Annotated in this window: 12 protein-coding genes; 7 read left to right on the top strand and 5 right to left on the bottom strand. The window is 69.2% G+C overall.

Translation table 11 applies throughout. From position 1 onward, the window contains the following. The first annotated feature begins 82 nt into the window (after positions 1-82). The 6 genes from KME78_RS38950 to KME78_RS38925 all read left to right on the top strand — a co-directional run bounded on the left by KME78_RS38950 (position 83) and on the right by KME78_RS38925 (position 7322). A complete protein-coding gene (locus KME78_RS38950) occupies positions 83-1345 on the top strand; it encodes a nucleotide sugar dehydrogenase (protein ID WP_219534480.1) in 1263 nt (420 codons plus the stop codon). A 19-nt stretch (positions 1346-1364) separates the two neighbouring features. After that, positions 1365-2453 carry a glycosyltransferase gene (locus KME78_RS38945; RefSeq protein ID WP_219534625.1) on the top strand — a complete coding sequence of 363 codons (1089 nt, stop codon included), beginning with the start codon at positions 1365-1367 and terminating at the stop codon, positions 2451-2453. 46 nt (positions 2454-2499) lie between these two features. After that, positions 2500-4290 (top strand): DUF4434 domain-containing protein, encoded by a 1791-nt coding sequence (locus tag KME78_RS38940; RefSeq protein ID WP_219534479.1) that lies wholly within the window; start codon positions 2500-2502, stop codon positions 4288-4290. A 53-nt stretch (positions 4291-4343) separates the two neighbouring features. Beyond that, positions 4344-5009, top strand: coding sequence for an NUDIX hydrolase (locus KME78_RS38935; protein WP_219534478.1), 666 nt, complete (start codon positions 4344-4346; stop codon positions 5007-5009). A 53-nt stretch (positions 5010-5062) separates the two neighbouring features. Next, entirely contained in the window at positions 5063-6124 is a 1062-nt protein-coding gene (hisC, locus tag KME78_RS38930; protein WP_219534477.1) for a histidinol-phosphate transaminase, read from the top strand. A 364-nt stretch (positions 6125-6488) separates the two neighbouring features. Further along, positions 6489-7322 (top strand): nitroreductase/quinone reductase family protein, encoded by an 834-nt coding sequence (locus KME78_RS38925; protein WP_219534476.1) that lies wholly within the window; start codon positions 6489-6491, stop codon positions 7320-7322. Here the strand turns inward: KME78_RS38925 and KME78_RS38920 are convergent. Beyond that, positions 7319-8260, bottom strand: a complete 942-nt coding sequence (locus KME78_RS38920) for an EamA family transporter (protein ID WP_219534475.1) — start codon at positions 8258-8260, stop codon at positions 7319-7321. The two genes, KME78_RS38925 and KME78_RS38920, sit on opposite strands and share 4 nt — an antisense overlap. A gap of 162 nt (positions 8261-8422) precedes the next feature. Between KME78_RS38920 and KME78_RS38915 the strand changes: the two genes are divergently transcribed. Continuing rightward, a complete protein-coding gene (locus tag KME78_RS38915; RefSeq protein WP_219534474.1) occupies positions 8423-8851 on the top strand; it encodes a rhodanese-like domain-containing protein in 429 nt (142 codons plus the stop codon). A 180-nt stretch (positions 8852-9031) separates the two neighbouring features. On the opposite strand, the gene KME78_RS38910 is transcribed toward KME78_RS38915, so the two are convergent. From KME78_RS38910 to purD, 4 genes are all read right to left on the bottom strand, one after another. Continuing rightward, complete coding sequence (locus KME78_RS38910; protein ID WP_214634856.1) at positions 9032-10321, bottom strand: GTP cyclohydrolase IIa; 1290 nt, start codon at positions 10319-10321, stop codon at positions 9032-9034. Positions 10322-10522: 201 nt separating this feature from the next. Continuing rightward, positions 10523-11788: a UDP-N-acetylglucosamine 1-carboxyvinyltransferase gene (murA, locus tag KME78_RS38905; protein ID WP_219534473.1), complete on the bottom strand. Its 1266-nt coding sequence runs from the start codon at positions 11786-11788 to the stop codon at positions 10523-10525. A 77-nt stretch (positions 11789-11865) separates the two neighbouring features. Next, entirely contained in the window at positions 11866-12702 is an 837-nt protein-coding gene (locus KME78_RS38900; RefSeq protein ID WP_219534472.1) for a phosphoribosylaminoimidazolesuccinocarboxamide synthase, read from the bottom strand. After that, entirely contained in the window at positions 12699-13919 is a 1221-nt protein-coding gene (purD, locus tag KME78_RS38895; RefSeq protein ID WP_219534471.1) for a phosphoribosylamine--glycine ligase, read from the bottom strand. Before purD ends, KME78_RS38900 begins: the two co-directional genes overlap by 4 nt. Positions 13920-14219 lie beyond the last annotated feature (300 nt).

The raw sequence follows: 14219 nt of genomic DNA, 5'->3' as shown, positions 1-14219 counted from the left end.
GTCGCATTAGGCGTGAGCTAGGTGGACTTGAGATAACCTTTGCGACCATGAAGTGTTGTTTCCGGCTCCCTAAGGCACAGCTGTGACAGAAATCGACTTGGCTGTCATCGGTCTGGGCTACGTCGGCATGCCTCTTGCCAAGGAGGCGGTCGCCGCCGGTCTGCGGGTCGTCGGCGTGGACGTCGACCCCCGCAAGGTCGAGGCGCTCAACGCCGGACAGTCCTACATCGATGACCTGACCGACGCCGACCTCGAGCACATGCTGGCCAACGGGTTCAGCGCCACACTCGACGAATCCGTGCTGGCCCGGAGCAACACGATCGTCATCTGCGTGCCCACCCCGCTGGACGAGGACCACCGCCCGGACCTGTCCTCCGTCGAGGGCGCCACCGGTACGGTCGCGCGCAACCTGAGCAAGGGCACGCTGGTCGTGCTCGAGTCCACGACGTGGCCGGGCACCACCGACGAGGTGGCCCGCCCGATCCTGGAGGGCTCGGGCCTGGTGGCAGGGGAAGACTTCCACCTGGCCTTCTCGCCCGAGCGGATCGACCCGGGCAACCCCAAGTTCGGGCTGCGCAACACGCCCAAGGTGGTCGGGGGCTACACGGACACCTGCCGCGACCGCGCGACGGCGTTCTACGGCCAGTTCATCGAGCAGGTCGTGCCGGTCAGCGGCACTCGCGAGGCCGAGATGGCCAAGCTGCTGGAGAACACCTACCGGCACGTCAACATCGCCCTCGTCAACGAGATGGCGATCTTCTGCGACGAGCTCGGGATCGACCTGTGGGAGTCGATCGAGGCCGCGGCCACCAAGCCGTTCGGCTTCCAGAAGTTCCTGCCCGGTCCCGGTGTCGGCGGTCACTGCATCCCCGTCGACCCGTCGTACCTGTCCTACACGGTGCGCAAGCTCGGCTACCCGTTCAGGTTCGTCGAGCTGGCCCAGGAGATCAACGAGCGGATGCCGTCCTATGTGGTGGCACGGGTACAGCGTCTGCTCAACAGGCATAAAAAGGCCGTAAATGGCGCCAAGGTGGTTATGCTCGGCGTGACTTACAAGCCGGACATCGCCGACGATCGGGAGACCCCGGCCCTGCCGGTGGCGCGTGCGCTGCTGGAACTGGGCGCCGAGCTCTCGTTCATCGACCCGTATGTTCTGGAGTGGTCAGTTGACGGCACCCCGGTGCCACGGGAAGAGGATCTGGCCGAGGCCGTGGTCGACGCCGACGTGACGCTGCTGCTGCAGCAGCACGCCGCGTTCGACCTCGACATGGTCGAGGCGAAGGCCAGGCTCGTGCTCGACACCCGCGGTGTTCTCACCGAGGGTGAACGCGTCGAGCGGCTGTAGCGACGGAGGGTTGCGCGCAGTGCACGTGCTCGTCATGACGGTGGTGCATAACCCCGAGGACGCGAGGATTCTGCACAGGCAGATTCGTGCCCTCGTGGATGCCGGTCATGAGGTCACGTATGCCGCCTCGTTCACCGCCCACGGGGTCGTCCCCCGTCCCTGGGTCAACGGCGTCGATCTGCCCAGGGCCGCGCAGCGTAAGCGCGTGGCCGCGGTCTGGGCCGCCCGCAAGCTGTTCAAGCGCATGCGGCGCAAGGTCGATCTCGTGGTGGTGCACGACCCCGAGCTGCTGTTCGCGATCTGGGGCGTGCGCAACCGCCCGCCCGTGGTCTGGGACGTGCACGAGGACACCCCGGCGACGCTCTCGCTCAAGCCGTGGCTGCCGTCGCCGCTGCGTCCCCCGATGCGGTTCCTCGCCCGGATGCTGGAGAGCATGGCGGAGCGCCACCTGCACCTGCTGCTGGCCGAGACGGCCTACGCGGGCCGGTTCAAGCACGCCCACCTGATCGTGCCGAACGAGACCTGGGTGCCCGACTCGGTCACGCCGCCCGGCGACGACCGGGTGGTGTACCTGGGCTGGCTGTCCAGGGCACGGGGCGTGATGGACGCCGTCGAGGTGGCCCGGTTGCTCCAGCCGTACCGGGTGGCGGTGGAGCTGATCGGCTACGCCGACCCGCAGAGCCGTCCGGTGCTCAACCAGGCCGTCACGGAGGGCCTGCTGGAGTGGCGCGACTTCATGCCGAACGACGAGGCGCTGAAGCGGCTCGACGGCGCGCTGGCCGGGCTCTCCCTGCTGCACGACGAGCCGAACTACCGCCACTCGATGCCGACGAAGATCGTCGAGTACATGGCCCACGGCATCCCGGTCATCACGACGCCGTCCCCGCGCGCGGTCGAGCTGGTCGAGCGGTACGACAGCGGCGTCGTCGTACCGTGGGAGGACCCGAAGGCCGTGGCGCAGGCCGTGCTGACGCTGAGGGACGACGTGCGGGAGCGGCGGGCGCAGGGCGCGCGCGGCTACGCGGCGGCCCGGGCGAACCACCACTGGCCCAACTCGGCCAAGAGGTTCGTGGCCCAGCTCGAATCGTGGGCCGGCGTCAAGAACTAGCGAGCGGTTTATCTTCGGCAGATCACTAGGGCGGTAGGTTCCTCACGTGCGCTGGCTCCTCGTGCTCCTCGGCGCTGCGATACTGGCCGCCGTCGCGGCGGTGATCGTCGTGCTGCCCAACGACGAACCGCCCAAGAAGGCCAGCCAGCAGGTCAAGGCGACGCCGACCCGCACTGAGCCCACGCCGAAGGTGAGCGAGATCACCGACGATTGTGGAACGTTCGAGACCAAGGAGAAGGCCCCGTACGCCGTCACCGGCTACTGGATCACCCCCAAGTCGAACCGCTGTACCTGGCGCCACCAGCTGGAGGACATCCACAACCTCGGCGGCGACACGGTCATCAGGATCGGCTACGGCCTGCAGTTCCGCACCACCGACGACGAGGGCCGCGTGCAGACCAAGGACGGCCAGCTCGACCCGCTCTACAAGGACTGTGTGGAAGACGGCCTGAGCTGCCGTGACGCGGCCGAACGCGATCTGCAGAAGGTGAACCCGAAGAACCGGGTCTCCCGCACGTACGCCTACCGCACCGACGAGTCGTTCGGGCCCGGCCTGTTCCGCTGCCCCCAGATGGAACGCAAGATCACCGTAGGCAAGCGGGTGTACTTCCGCATGCTCACGCCGATGGACGGCGGCTCCGACGACTCCACCTGTGACTTCACCAAGCCCAAGCCGTACGACATGATCCTCGTCGCCGGCTCGGACACCGACAGCCTGACGCAGCTCCTCGATCTCGGCGAGCAGTTCGGTGTGCAGGTCTTCCCGGCGCTGCCGCTCGCGCCGCGCGACCCCAAGACGCCGACCAGGGCCAACGAGAAGCACATGGACACGCTCAGGACGCTGACCCGCCGCATCCTGCAGGACTATGGCGCGCGCTTCGCCGACCGCGCCTCGCTCGGCGGCGTCTACCAGCCGTTCGAGGTGCAGATGGCCGACACCCTCGCCGACAACCCCACGCTCACGGTGTACGCCGAGCAGCACCAGATCGTGGAGCAGGAACTGCCCGGCAAACCCATCCTTATCAGCCCCTACCTCGACGCCCGCAAGCGCGTCCCCTTCGGGCAGACGCCCAAGCAGGTGGCCGCGGCGTTCGTGGCGCTGGCCAAGACCGGGGTGGGCATCATCGCGCCGCAGGACAGCCGCGGCACGGGCAAGGTCGGCCTGTTCTGGCCCGACCAGCGCGAGACCGAGGTCGACGAGCGGCTGCGCCCCGTCGTAGGCGAGACCACGTACGGCACGGCCTACCACGGCTCGACGCGCGACTACTACCGCGAGATGTCCGTGGCCCGCGACCAGATGCTCCAGGCGGGCTACGACGTGCAGCTCTGGGCGAACGTCGAGGCGTTCGAGCCCTCGGGCGACCAACCGTGCGCCCCGCAGGGCACCCGCGGCAAGACGGACAAGGAACGCCTCGACCAGGCCGTCACGATGGCCGGCCGCTACGTCCAGAAAATCGTCTCCTACATGTGGAGCGATTTCATGACCTGCGGCTCCCCCTCGCTGGAGACGGAGATCATCAAGGACTGGCAGCGGCCGATCGCGGTGGACGCCATCCGGCGCTCCCGCGACATCCAGGACGGCATAGAGGTGCGCGGCTACCACCTCAAGGACGGCACGATCACCGTCCAGTACGGGGACGAGCTGAAGGAACTGGTGGTCTCCGCGGTGGGCTGGCTGGACGAGGACCCGCTGGAGGACCTGCCGGAAGGCATGCAGACGGCCTGGGTGCCGTTCGACTGGACCCAGGTGCCGCCGGACGAATGGGTCAAGATCGGCGTGAAGCTGCCTTCGGGCAAGGCCACCACCGAGCCGCTCCACGTCCGCATTGTGGCGTGACCGCTATCGGCGCTTCGAACGCCTCGGACCGCCCGGCGTGTAACGTGCCTGCCATGGTCCCGAGCATCCCGGTCAGCGTCGACCTGGTCGTGCTCACCGTACGCTGCCAGGCCCTGAGCGCGCTCGTGTGGCGCCGGGACAATCCACCCTTCCTACGCCGCTGGTCGCTGCCCGGCGGCTTCATCCAGCTCGATGAGGACCTTCCAGCGGCGGCCCAGCGCATCCTGGACGAACGCGCCGGCCTCCCCGGCGCTCCGGTGCACCTGGAGCAGCTCCAGACGTACGGCTACCCGGACCGCGACCCCCGCCAGCGCGTGGTCAGCGTCGCCTACCTGGGCCTCGCCCCGGACCTCCCGGCCTCGGAGAAGGCCCACATGAGCTGGCAGCCCGTCGACACCCTGTCGGTGATGGCCTTCGACCACCGCCGCATCATGCAGGACGGCATCGAGCGGGCCCGGGCGAAGCTGGAATACACCTCGCTGGGCGCCGCCTTCTGCCCCCCGGAGTTCACGGTGGCGGACCTGCGGCGCGTGTACGAGATCGTCTGGGGCCGCCCCCTGGACCCCCGCAACTTCCACCGCAAGGTCACCAAGGCGGAGGGCTTCCTGGTGGAGACCGGCGCCACCACCACCCGCGACGGCGGCCGCCCGGCCAAACTCCACCGCCGCGGCCCCGCCGAACTCCTCCACCCCCCGATGCTGCGCTCCCTGAAGGAGTGACGACCGGACCTCCCGGTGCTGTCTTGCCGGGCGGCTTCTTTTAAGGTGAGGCCATGCCTCGTTTCCGTTCGATTCTGGACACCATGCCGGCGTACAAGCCGGGCAAGGCCGTGACCTCCGCTGACGGCCGCTCGTACAAGCTCTCCTCCAACGAGTCGCCCTACGACCCGCTGCCGTCCGTGGTCGAGGCGATCGCCGAAGGGGCACGGCAGGTCAACCGCTACCCCGACCCGGGGGCGGTCAAGTTGACGGAGGCCATCGCGGAGCGGTTCGGGGTGCCGGCGGAGCACATCGCGCTCGGCGCGGGGTCCGTCACCGTGGCGCAGCAGCTGTTCGAGGCCGTGGGGGAGCCGGGCGGTGAGGTGATCTACGCGTGGCGGTCGTTCGAGGCCTACCCGCTGCTGGCCGACCTGGCCGGGGTGAAGTCCGTCAGGGTGCCGCTGGCCGGTGAGGACCACGACCTGGACGCCATGGCCGAGGCGATCAACGACCGGACGCGCATGATCCTCGTCTGCAATCCCAACAATCCCACCAGCACCGCGATCCGCGAGGCCGAGCTGCTGGCCTTCCTCGACCGGGTGCCCGACGACGTGCTGGTGGTGCTGGACGAGGCCTACCGCGAGTACGTGCGCGATGAGGACGTGCCCGACGGCCTCACCCTCTACCGCGACCGGCCCAACGTCTGCGTCCTGCGGACCTTCTCCAAGGCGTACGGGCTGGCGGGGCTGCGGGTCGGTTACCTGGTGGGGCACGAAGCGGTGGCGTCGGCCGTACGGAAGACGATCATCCCGTTCGCCGTCAACCACCTCGCGCAGATCGCCGCGATCGCCTCCCTGCGCGCGGAGGACGAGTTGCTGGAGCGGGTCGACACGGTGGTCAAGGAGCGGACCCGGGTCCGCGAGTCGCTCATCGCCCAGGGCTGGACCGTTCCTCTGACCGAGGCCAACTTCGTCTGGCTGCGCCTCGGCGACCGCACGCTCGACTTCGCGGCGGCGTGCGCGGCCGAGGGCGTGGCGGTGCGGCCGTTCGCGGGTGAGGGCGCCCGTGTGTCGATCGGCGATCCTGAGGCGAACGACGTGTTCCTCGCGGCTGCGGCGGCCTTCAAGGCGAGTTGACAGTCTGTGCGGTTAGGCCCTCTAATGGGCCTCTTGTCGCGTGTCGTCGGCCGGAGGACGCCGGCGGCATGGAGGCACCGGTTGTAGGGGATGATGTCGTGACTTCTCACTTCACAGGCAGCGCCTGATCTGATCGCGCGCCCGCGCGTCGTCCCCGCGCCCGGTGGTGCCCCTGCTCCGGCCCCTGCCGCTGCCCCGCATCACCGCCGCACGCGAAATCCTGTGCTGCCCGACGGTCCGGCGATCGCCTGACCGTCCCCTTTCCGCGTGCTCATCGAGGCTCTCCGCCCGAGGCCGGTACGGCGTGCCGTGCGCCCCCGCATGGCCAACCCCGTCACTTTCACATCTGGAGAGCAAGCAGAGCATGCCCCAAGACTTCAATCAGCAGATCATCGACGAGTTCCGCGCCAACCAGGGACAGGTCGCCATGTTCGACGGCGCCCGGTTGCTCCTGCTGACGACCACAGGCGCCCGCACCGGAGCCAGCCACACCACCCCCGTCGGCTACCTGCCGGACGGCGGCGGGCGGATGCTGATCATCGCCTCCGCCGGCGGGTCGCCCAGGCACCCGGCCTGGTACCACAACCTGCTCGCCGAGCCGAAGGTGAAGGTGGAGGACGGCGTCTTCACCTACCAGGCGGAGGCGGTCGTCCTGGAAGGCGAGGAGCGCGACAGCGCCTTCGCCCGTGCGGTCGAGATGGATCCGGGCTGGGCCGCCTACCAGGAGAAGACGAGCCGGGTCATCCCCGTGGTCGCGCTGACCCCCCTCGGCGGCGGTCCGAACGCCGGCCGAGGAGGTGACATGTTGGTGGCGGTCCACGACGCGTTCCGCCGGGAGCTGCGGCTGATCCGCAAGGAGGTCGCCGCGTCCGGGACCGGCGGGCTGGGGGTGCAGTTGCGCATCAACTGCCTGACCCTGTGCCAGGGTCTCCATCACCATCACACCATCGAGGACGCGCGGATGTTCCCGGGGGTCGAGGGGCAGTATCCCGAGCTCGGCCCGGTCATGGACCGGCTGCGGGAAGAGCACGGGACCGTCGCCCGGCTCCTCGGCGAGCTCCAGCGGCTCCTGGCGGACAGCGAGCCGGAGGTGGCCGCCGAGCGGGTGCTCACGGAGGTGGACCGGCTCACGACCGAGCTCGAGGCGCACCTCGACTACGAGGAGGAATACCTCGTGCCGATCCTCAACGCCCTCTAGACCCTGACCTCTTCCGGCGTGGGGTGTTGTGCTGCTTTGGGCCGTCGCTCCGTGGACACCACGAGGGCGACGCCCAGCAGGATCACCACCCCGCCCAGCACGATCTGGGAGCTCACGTGCTCGTTCACGATGAGCGCGCCGAGGACCACCGCCACAGCGGGGTTCACGTACGCGTAGGTCGACACCAGCGAGATCGGCGCGTTGGCGAGCAGCCAGGTGAAGGCGGTGAATCCGACCAGCGACCCGACCAGGATCAGGTAGACCAGCGCGGTCAGCGATCGCCCGGAGATGGCCGCGATGTCGAGCCGTTCGCCCAACGACGTCCCCGTGACGGCCAGCCCGGCTCCACCGACCAGCATCTCGATCGTGCTGGCCGCGAACGGGTTGGCCGGCATCGGGATCCGGGCCGACAGGAACGACCCGACCGACCACGACAGCGACGCCGCCAGCACCACCACGATCCCGGTGGTGCTCGTCGGCCCGCCGCCGCCGTTCAGCGACAGGGCCGCCACGCCGCCGAACCCGACCAGCACGCCGGCCAGCGTCAGCACCTTCGGCCGGTCCCTGACCACGATCCGGAACACCACCAGCCAGAGCGGCACGGAGGCCACGAGCAGCGCGGCCAGCCCGCTGGACACATGCTGCTCCGCTATGGCCAGCATGCCGTTGCCCGTGGTCAGGAGCAGCAGCCCCACCAGCGCGGCGCCGCCGAACTGGGCCCGGGTCATCCGGAACGGAGCCCAGCCCTTGCGGGCGATCAGCACCCCGCCGAGGATCAGCGCCGCCGTCACGAACCGCAGTGCCCCGCTGAGCATCGGCGGCACGGTCTCGACGGTGATCTTGATGCCGAGGTACGTCGATCCCCAGACCACATAGACGATGACCAGTGCGCCCCAGACGAGGAGCGGAGAGCGGTGGCCAGGGGCGTTCGATGTCATAGCCCCTGACAATAGCGGTCGCACCCGACAAATCGCCTGCGGGTATCGGACCTCTCTCCGGGGGTGGCGGAATGTTAACGATAGTGGGCTTTCACGCCACTATCTAGCCTCCTGGCCGACTGGCAACATCTGTCGCATCAGCTCGCCGTACGAGGGGATGAAATGTCAGGAACCGCAGCCGCCGTGGCCCACTACTCCGCCCGCCTGGCCTTCGAGACCGACGTCTCCGACGTGGCCACCGACCTGGCCACCCAGGCCATCGTCCTGATCGACTCCCGCAGCAAGGAGAGCTGGGACCAGGGCCACATCCAGGGCGCCGTCCATCTCCCCACCGCCGAGATCGCCACCCGCGCGCCCACGACGATCCCCAGGGACGCGTCAGTGGTGACGTACTGCTGGGGGCCAGGCTGCAACGGCGCCACCCGGGCGGCGCTGGAATTCGCCAAGCTCGGCTACCAGGTCAAGGAAATGCTGGGCGGCTTCGAGTATTGGGCCAGGGAAGGCTTCCCGGTGGAGACCGCGTCAGGCGTCACCCGCCACCGCGTGGACCCGCTCACCGCCCCGGCGAATGGCATCGCCTGCGACTGCTGAACGAGGAAATTTTGGTGCCCCCGTCCGAATCCCGTCGATCGGGGGCGACGCAATACATACCCCCTTCGATCGCGGTCAACCCCAAGTTCACCCACGTCAAAAACGCGGGATAAATCGGGTCGGGGGCCCGCCGCCCCAGGAAAGGGGAAGGGGGGACGGCGGACCCGTATCAGGGGCCGGTCAGCGGGGCCCGAGCTTCTCCACGATGAGGCGGTAAAGCTGGCGCGGCCGGCCCGGTTGAGGCGTACGGTTGGGCGGCAGCGGCCACGCGAGTCCCTCGTCGACCAACGTGCGCAGCAACCGCCGTGCCGTACGCGGCGTCACTCCGAGCATCTTTCCCGCACCCTCCGCGTCCACCACGGTGTCGCCGCCCTCCAGCTTGGCGGCCAGCCGGGCCAGCACCTCCACGCCCTTGGGTTTGAGCGCGGTGGAGCCCTGAGGCGGCATCCGCGGCGCCGGGATGAGCGCTCGGCCCTCGCGGTCCACGGCGAAGCCCTGGGCCTGCTTGCCCGCCTGTGTACGCGCCAGCGCCGCCCGTGCGTGCGACTCCGCGTCGTGGGTGGTGCGTCCCATGCCCACGCCGACCTCGACCGCCAGACCCAGCTCGTCGCGGATCCTGGCGGCGAACGGCAACACCCTGAACCCGTCGGTCGCGGCGGCGATCGAGCCCCTGGTCGCGGTGACCAGATAGCTGTGATCGTCGATCGGCCAGACGGTGGCGTTGATGCGGTTCGCCTCCTGGACGAGCAGCCGGTGCAGCGAGAGCCGGAGCTCGTCGCGCCAGTAACGTGGCGCGGCGCGGCGTACCGGCTCGCGTAGCGTCGGCACCTCGACCAGTACCACGGTGAGCTGTGATTCCTCCAGGCGGTGGTGTGCACCGAGCAGCGCTGCGGTGTGCAGCGCGGTGCGCACGGCCGCTGAGGTCGGCCTGATCCTGATGGCCGGGACACCGGACGCCTGAAGGCGTTCGGCGACCGCCGGCAGGCACGTGAGCGCGCCGGTGGTGGATCCCTGCCGGGCCAGGCGTTCGTGGTAAGCCGCGATCGTGCCGGTGGCGCCCGGCTCGTCGCGGCTGTGCACTTCTGTCGCGGCAATCCCGAGGTCTGTGTACGCCTCTTCCACGTCGGCCCTGGCGACCACGTCGATGCTCACCCGCTGCGGGTCGATGCGCGGATCCAGCGCCGCCTTGGCCAGCGCGGCGACCAGCGCCGCACCGCCGAGCTGCACGTAGGTCGCGGGCATCGTCAGCACGCCTGAGCGCCTGGCCAGGTCGTAGGGGACCGGGCTGGCGAAAAGGCATGCGTCCACGCCGGGACCGAGCCGCGTCACTTTGTCGGGCGCCTCCTGCTCATCGCGGTAGGCGGCCGCCACAAGGCGGCACGGAAGTGGCGCAGCAGCGTGTCCCATCAGCATGACCCGCTCGACCAAATCGTGGGGTCCGACCACACCAATGGTGAGGTCCGGTGTCATGGCACCCGGGCGTGACACTCGGGGAGTTTCTTCGGCCCTCTCGACCAATGTTCGTCCCATCCAGCTGTCTGTTGCAGTGCTCTCTTTTGGAACGATCGCTCGCGGGGACCATAATGTCACGCCCGACTTTTCCGGAAAGCCGTTCTGCTTGACTGGCTGAGAAGGTATATCAGCAGCTCAACGAGGTATTCCTAACGCTTTTTAGCGATCGGAAATCTCTTGTGTAATGTCCGCCCCCAGTGCCCGCATTCGCTCGGCGAGATGCGCGTGCCCGCGGTCGATGAGGTAACCGGACTCGATGACGGTCTCGCCTTCGGCGGCCAGTCCGGCGAGCACCAGCGCGATTCCGGAACGCAGGTCGTGCGCCGTCACGCGGGTGCCCTTCAGCGGGGTCGCGCCCCTGACGATGGCCCTGCTGCCTTCGACCTCCACGTCGGCGCCCATCTTGTTCAGCTCGCCGGCCAGCGCGAAGCGGCCGTCGAAGATGCGCTCGTGGATGTAGCTGGTGCCGTCGGCCAGGGCGGCGACCGTCATCATCGGCGACTGGAGGTCGGTGGCGAAGCCCGGGTAGGTGTCGGTAATGATGTTGATCGGCCGCAGCGGCCGCTCGCACCGTACGTGCAGGACCGCGCCTGGCCGGGCGAAGTCGACGCCCATCTGCTCCAGCTTGTAGCGGACGACGCCCAGGTCGAGGCCGGTGCCGACGAGGCTGAGGTCGCCGCCGGTGATCGCCGCGCCCATCGCGAACACGCCGGCGTCGAGCCGGTCGGGCATCACGGTGTGCTCGACGGCGTGCAGCTCGTCGACGCCCTCGACGGTGATGAAACCGGTGCCGCCGCCGCTGATGCGCGCGCCCATCTTGGTGAGCATGTCGATGACGTCGAGCACCTCGGGCTCCAGCGCCGCGTTCTCGATCACGGTGATGCCCTTGGCCAGGGCGGCGGCCATGATGAGGTTCTCGGTGCCGGTGTGCGAGGGGGTGTCGAGGTAGAGGGTCGCGCCGGTCAGGCCGGACGCCTTGACATGGATGACCGTCTCGCCCTCGTCGACGACCGCGCCCAGGCGCTTGTAGCCCAGGTAGTGGAAGTCGAGGTTGCGGCTGCCGAGATTGCAGCCGCCGACGCCCTCCACGATCGCCTCGCCCAGGCGGTGCAGCAGGGCGGGAGTGAACAGGACCGAGCCACGGAAGCGCCTGGCGATCTCAGCGGGCAGCACCGGGCTGGTCAGCCGGGAGGCGTCGATCACCAGCGTGCGCTCGGCCTCGTGCAGCTCGACATAGGCGCCGATGGCCTCGGCCAGCTCCACCGCCCGCCGCACGTCCTCGATGATCGGCACATTGCGCAGGACGGTGCGGCCGTTGGGGGCGAGCAGAGCCGCACCGATCATGGGCAGCACGGCGTTCTTCGCGCCCTGGATGAAGGCGGTTCCACGCAGTGGGTTGCCACCGCGCACGCGGTAACGGACCATTTCGTGCGGCTCCTCGGAGGTCTCGGTCTGGCTAGACCGGCCAAGAGTAGCCGCTAACCACACCTGCCCCAGCCGAATCATCCGCTAAAGGGGACTCCGGTGATGCGCTCGTAAGCTTCCAGATAACGCTGTCTGGTCTGCTCCACTACCTTATCCGGAAGGCGAGGTGGGGGAGTTCCGGAGTCTTTGTCCCATCCCGATTCGGGCGATAGCAGCCAATCCCTTACATATTGCTTATCAAAGGACGGTTGTGAGCGTCCGGGTTGCCATCCGTCAGCCGGCCAGAATCGTGACGAGTCAGGCGTGAGGACCTCGTCCCCCAGGGTGAGTACGCCCTCGGCGTCGCGACCAAGTTCGATCTTGGTGTCGGCCAGGATGATGCCCCGCTCGCGGGCGATCTCGGCGCCGCGGGTGTAGACGGCGAGCGTGATCTGGCGGAGTGCCTCGGCCGTCTCCGCGCCCACGTCGCCGACGACCCGCTCGAAGGAGATCGGCTCGTCGTGCTGTCCGAGCGGGGCCTTCGTCGAGGGCGTGAAGATCGGCTCGGGCAGCCGGGACCCCTCTTCGAGGCCCGGCGGCAGCCGCACCCCCGAGACCGCCCCGTCGCGCCGGTAGTCGATCAGGCCCGAGCCGGTCAGGTAGCCGCGCGCCACGCACTCGACGCTCACCATCGACAGCGGCTTGCACAGCATGCTGCGGGAGTCGGGCCCCGGCCCCGCGATGTGGTTGGGCACCACGTCGGCGAGCCGGTCGAACCACCACAGGGACATCTGCGTGAGGATGGCCCCCTTGTCGGGGATGTCGGGCTCCAGCACGTGGTCGAAGGCCGATATCCGGTCGGAGGCGACCATCAGCAGGAGGCCGTCGTCGGTCTGGTAGAGGTCGCGGATCTTACCGGAGTGCAGATGCTTCATCGGGCGATGTCCGTCCTGTGGTGCGAGCCGCGCAGGCGTACGCGGGAGACCAGCTCGTAGGCGTTGCGGCGGGCCGTCTCCTGGTCGGGGCCGGTGCCGACCACGTTGAGCACCCGCCCGCCGTCGGAGAGCACCTTGCCGTCGGCCAGTCTCGTGCCGGCGTGGAGGACGTAGGCGTCGGCGGTGGGTTCGAGCCCCTCGATGACGTCGCCCTTCACCGGGGTGTCCGGGTAGTTCTCGGCCGCGACGACCACGGCGACCGCCGACCCCTCGCGGAACACCGGCGCCGGATGCTCGCTCAGCCGCCCGGCGGCGCACGCCGCCAGCAGCCCGGCCAGCGGCGTCTCCAGGCGGTCGAGCACCACCTGGGTCTCCGGATCGCCGAAGCGCGCGTTGAACTCGATCACCTTCGGGCCCTTGGCGGTCAGGGCCAGGCCCACGTACAGCACGCCCTGGAACGGGCAGCCGCGCCGGGCCAGCTCGGCGATCGTGGGCTGGACGACCTCGCGCATCACCTGCTCGGTGAGCCCGTCCGGCGCCCAGGTGAGCGGCGTGTAGGCGCCCATGCCGCCGGTGTTGGGCCCTTCGTCGCCGTCGTAGGCGCGCTTGAAGTCCTGGGCGGGCTGCAGCGGCACGGCCGTCGTGCCGTCGCAGAGCGCGAACAGCGAGACCTCGGGCCCGTCGAGGAACTCCTCGATCACCACCCGCTCGCACGCCGCCGCGTGCGCGAGCGCCTGCTCCCGGTCGCCGGTGACGACCACGCCCTTGCCCGCGGCCAGCCCGTCGTCCTTGACCACGTAGGGGGCACCGAACTCGTCGAGGGCCTGGGCCGCCTCCTCGGGCGTGACGCAGGCCCGCGCCTTGGCGGTGGGGACGTCGGCCGCTGTCATGACCTCCTTGGCGAACGCCTTGGAGCCCTCGATCATCGCGGCCTCGCCCGAGGGCCCGAAGCAGGCGATGCCCGCGGCGCGCACCGCGTCGGCCACGCCCGCCACCAACGGCGCCTCGGGGCCCACCACGACCAGGTCGGCGGCGAGCCGCACGGCCAGCTCGGTCACCTGGCCGGGGTCGGTGGCCGTGACCGGATGCGTGGTCGAGATCTCCGCCGTGCCCGCGTTGCCGGGGGCGCTGTGGAGCTCGGTGACCTGGGGATCGAGCATGAGTGAGCGGCACAGGGCGTGTTCACGCCCGCCGGATCCGATGACTAGAACGCGCACCGCCCCATTGTGGCAGGGACGGCCGGACGGCTTCCCGTCGCACCCGCGACAGACCGGCCCGGGCACGCGAAATGTGGGAATAGTCGGGAATCTTTGTGGAGTTCTACCTGATCTGACGGCGGCTCAGGGAGTATCGTCGGTCTGGTCCATCCCGCCTGTGGTAACTTGGGGCGGCTTTGTGGCATCTCTTGTGATTGGAGGTGGTCCGGGATGAAACCTGGTGATCCCAGCAGTACGTGCTCACCCACGTACACCCTGTATGCCCCCGACCACTCCAATCCGGCAGCCTGATCGTGCCTC

Origin of the sequence: Nonomuraea guangzhouensis, from assembly GCF_019396345.1 — a bacterium.
In the GTDB taxonomy this organism is placed as follows: domain Bacteria; phylum Actinomycetota; class Actinomycetes; order Streptosporangiales; family Streptosporangiaceae; genus Nonomuraea; species Nonomuraea guangzhouensis.
Note: the sequence above shows the minus strand (reverse complement) of the source record. Positions and strands in the feature narration are given on the sequence as shown.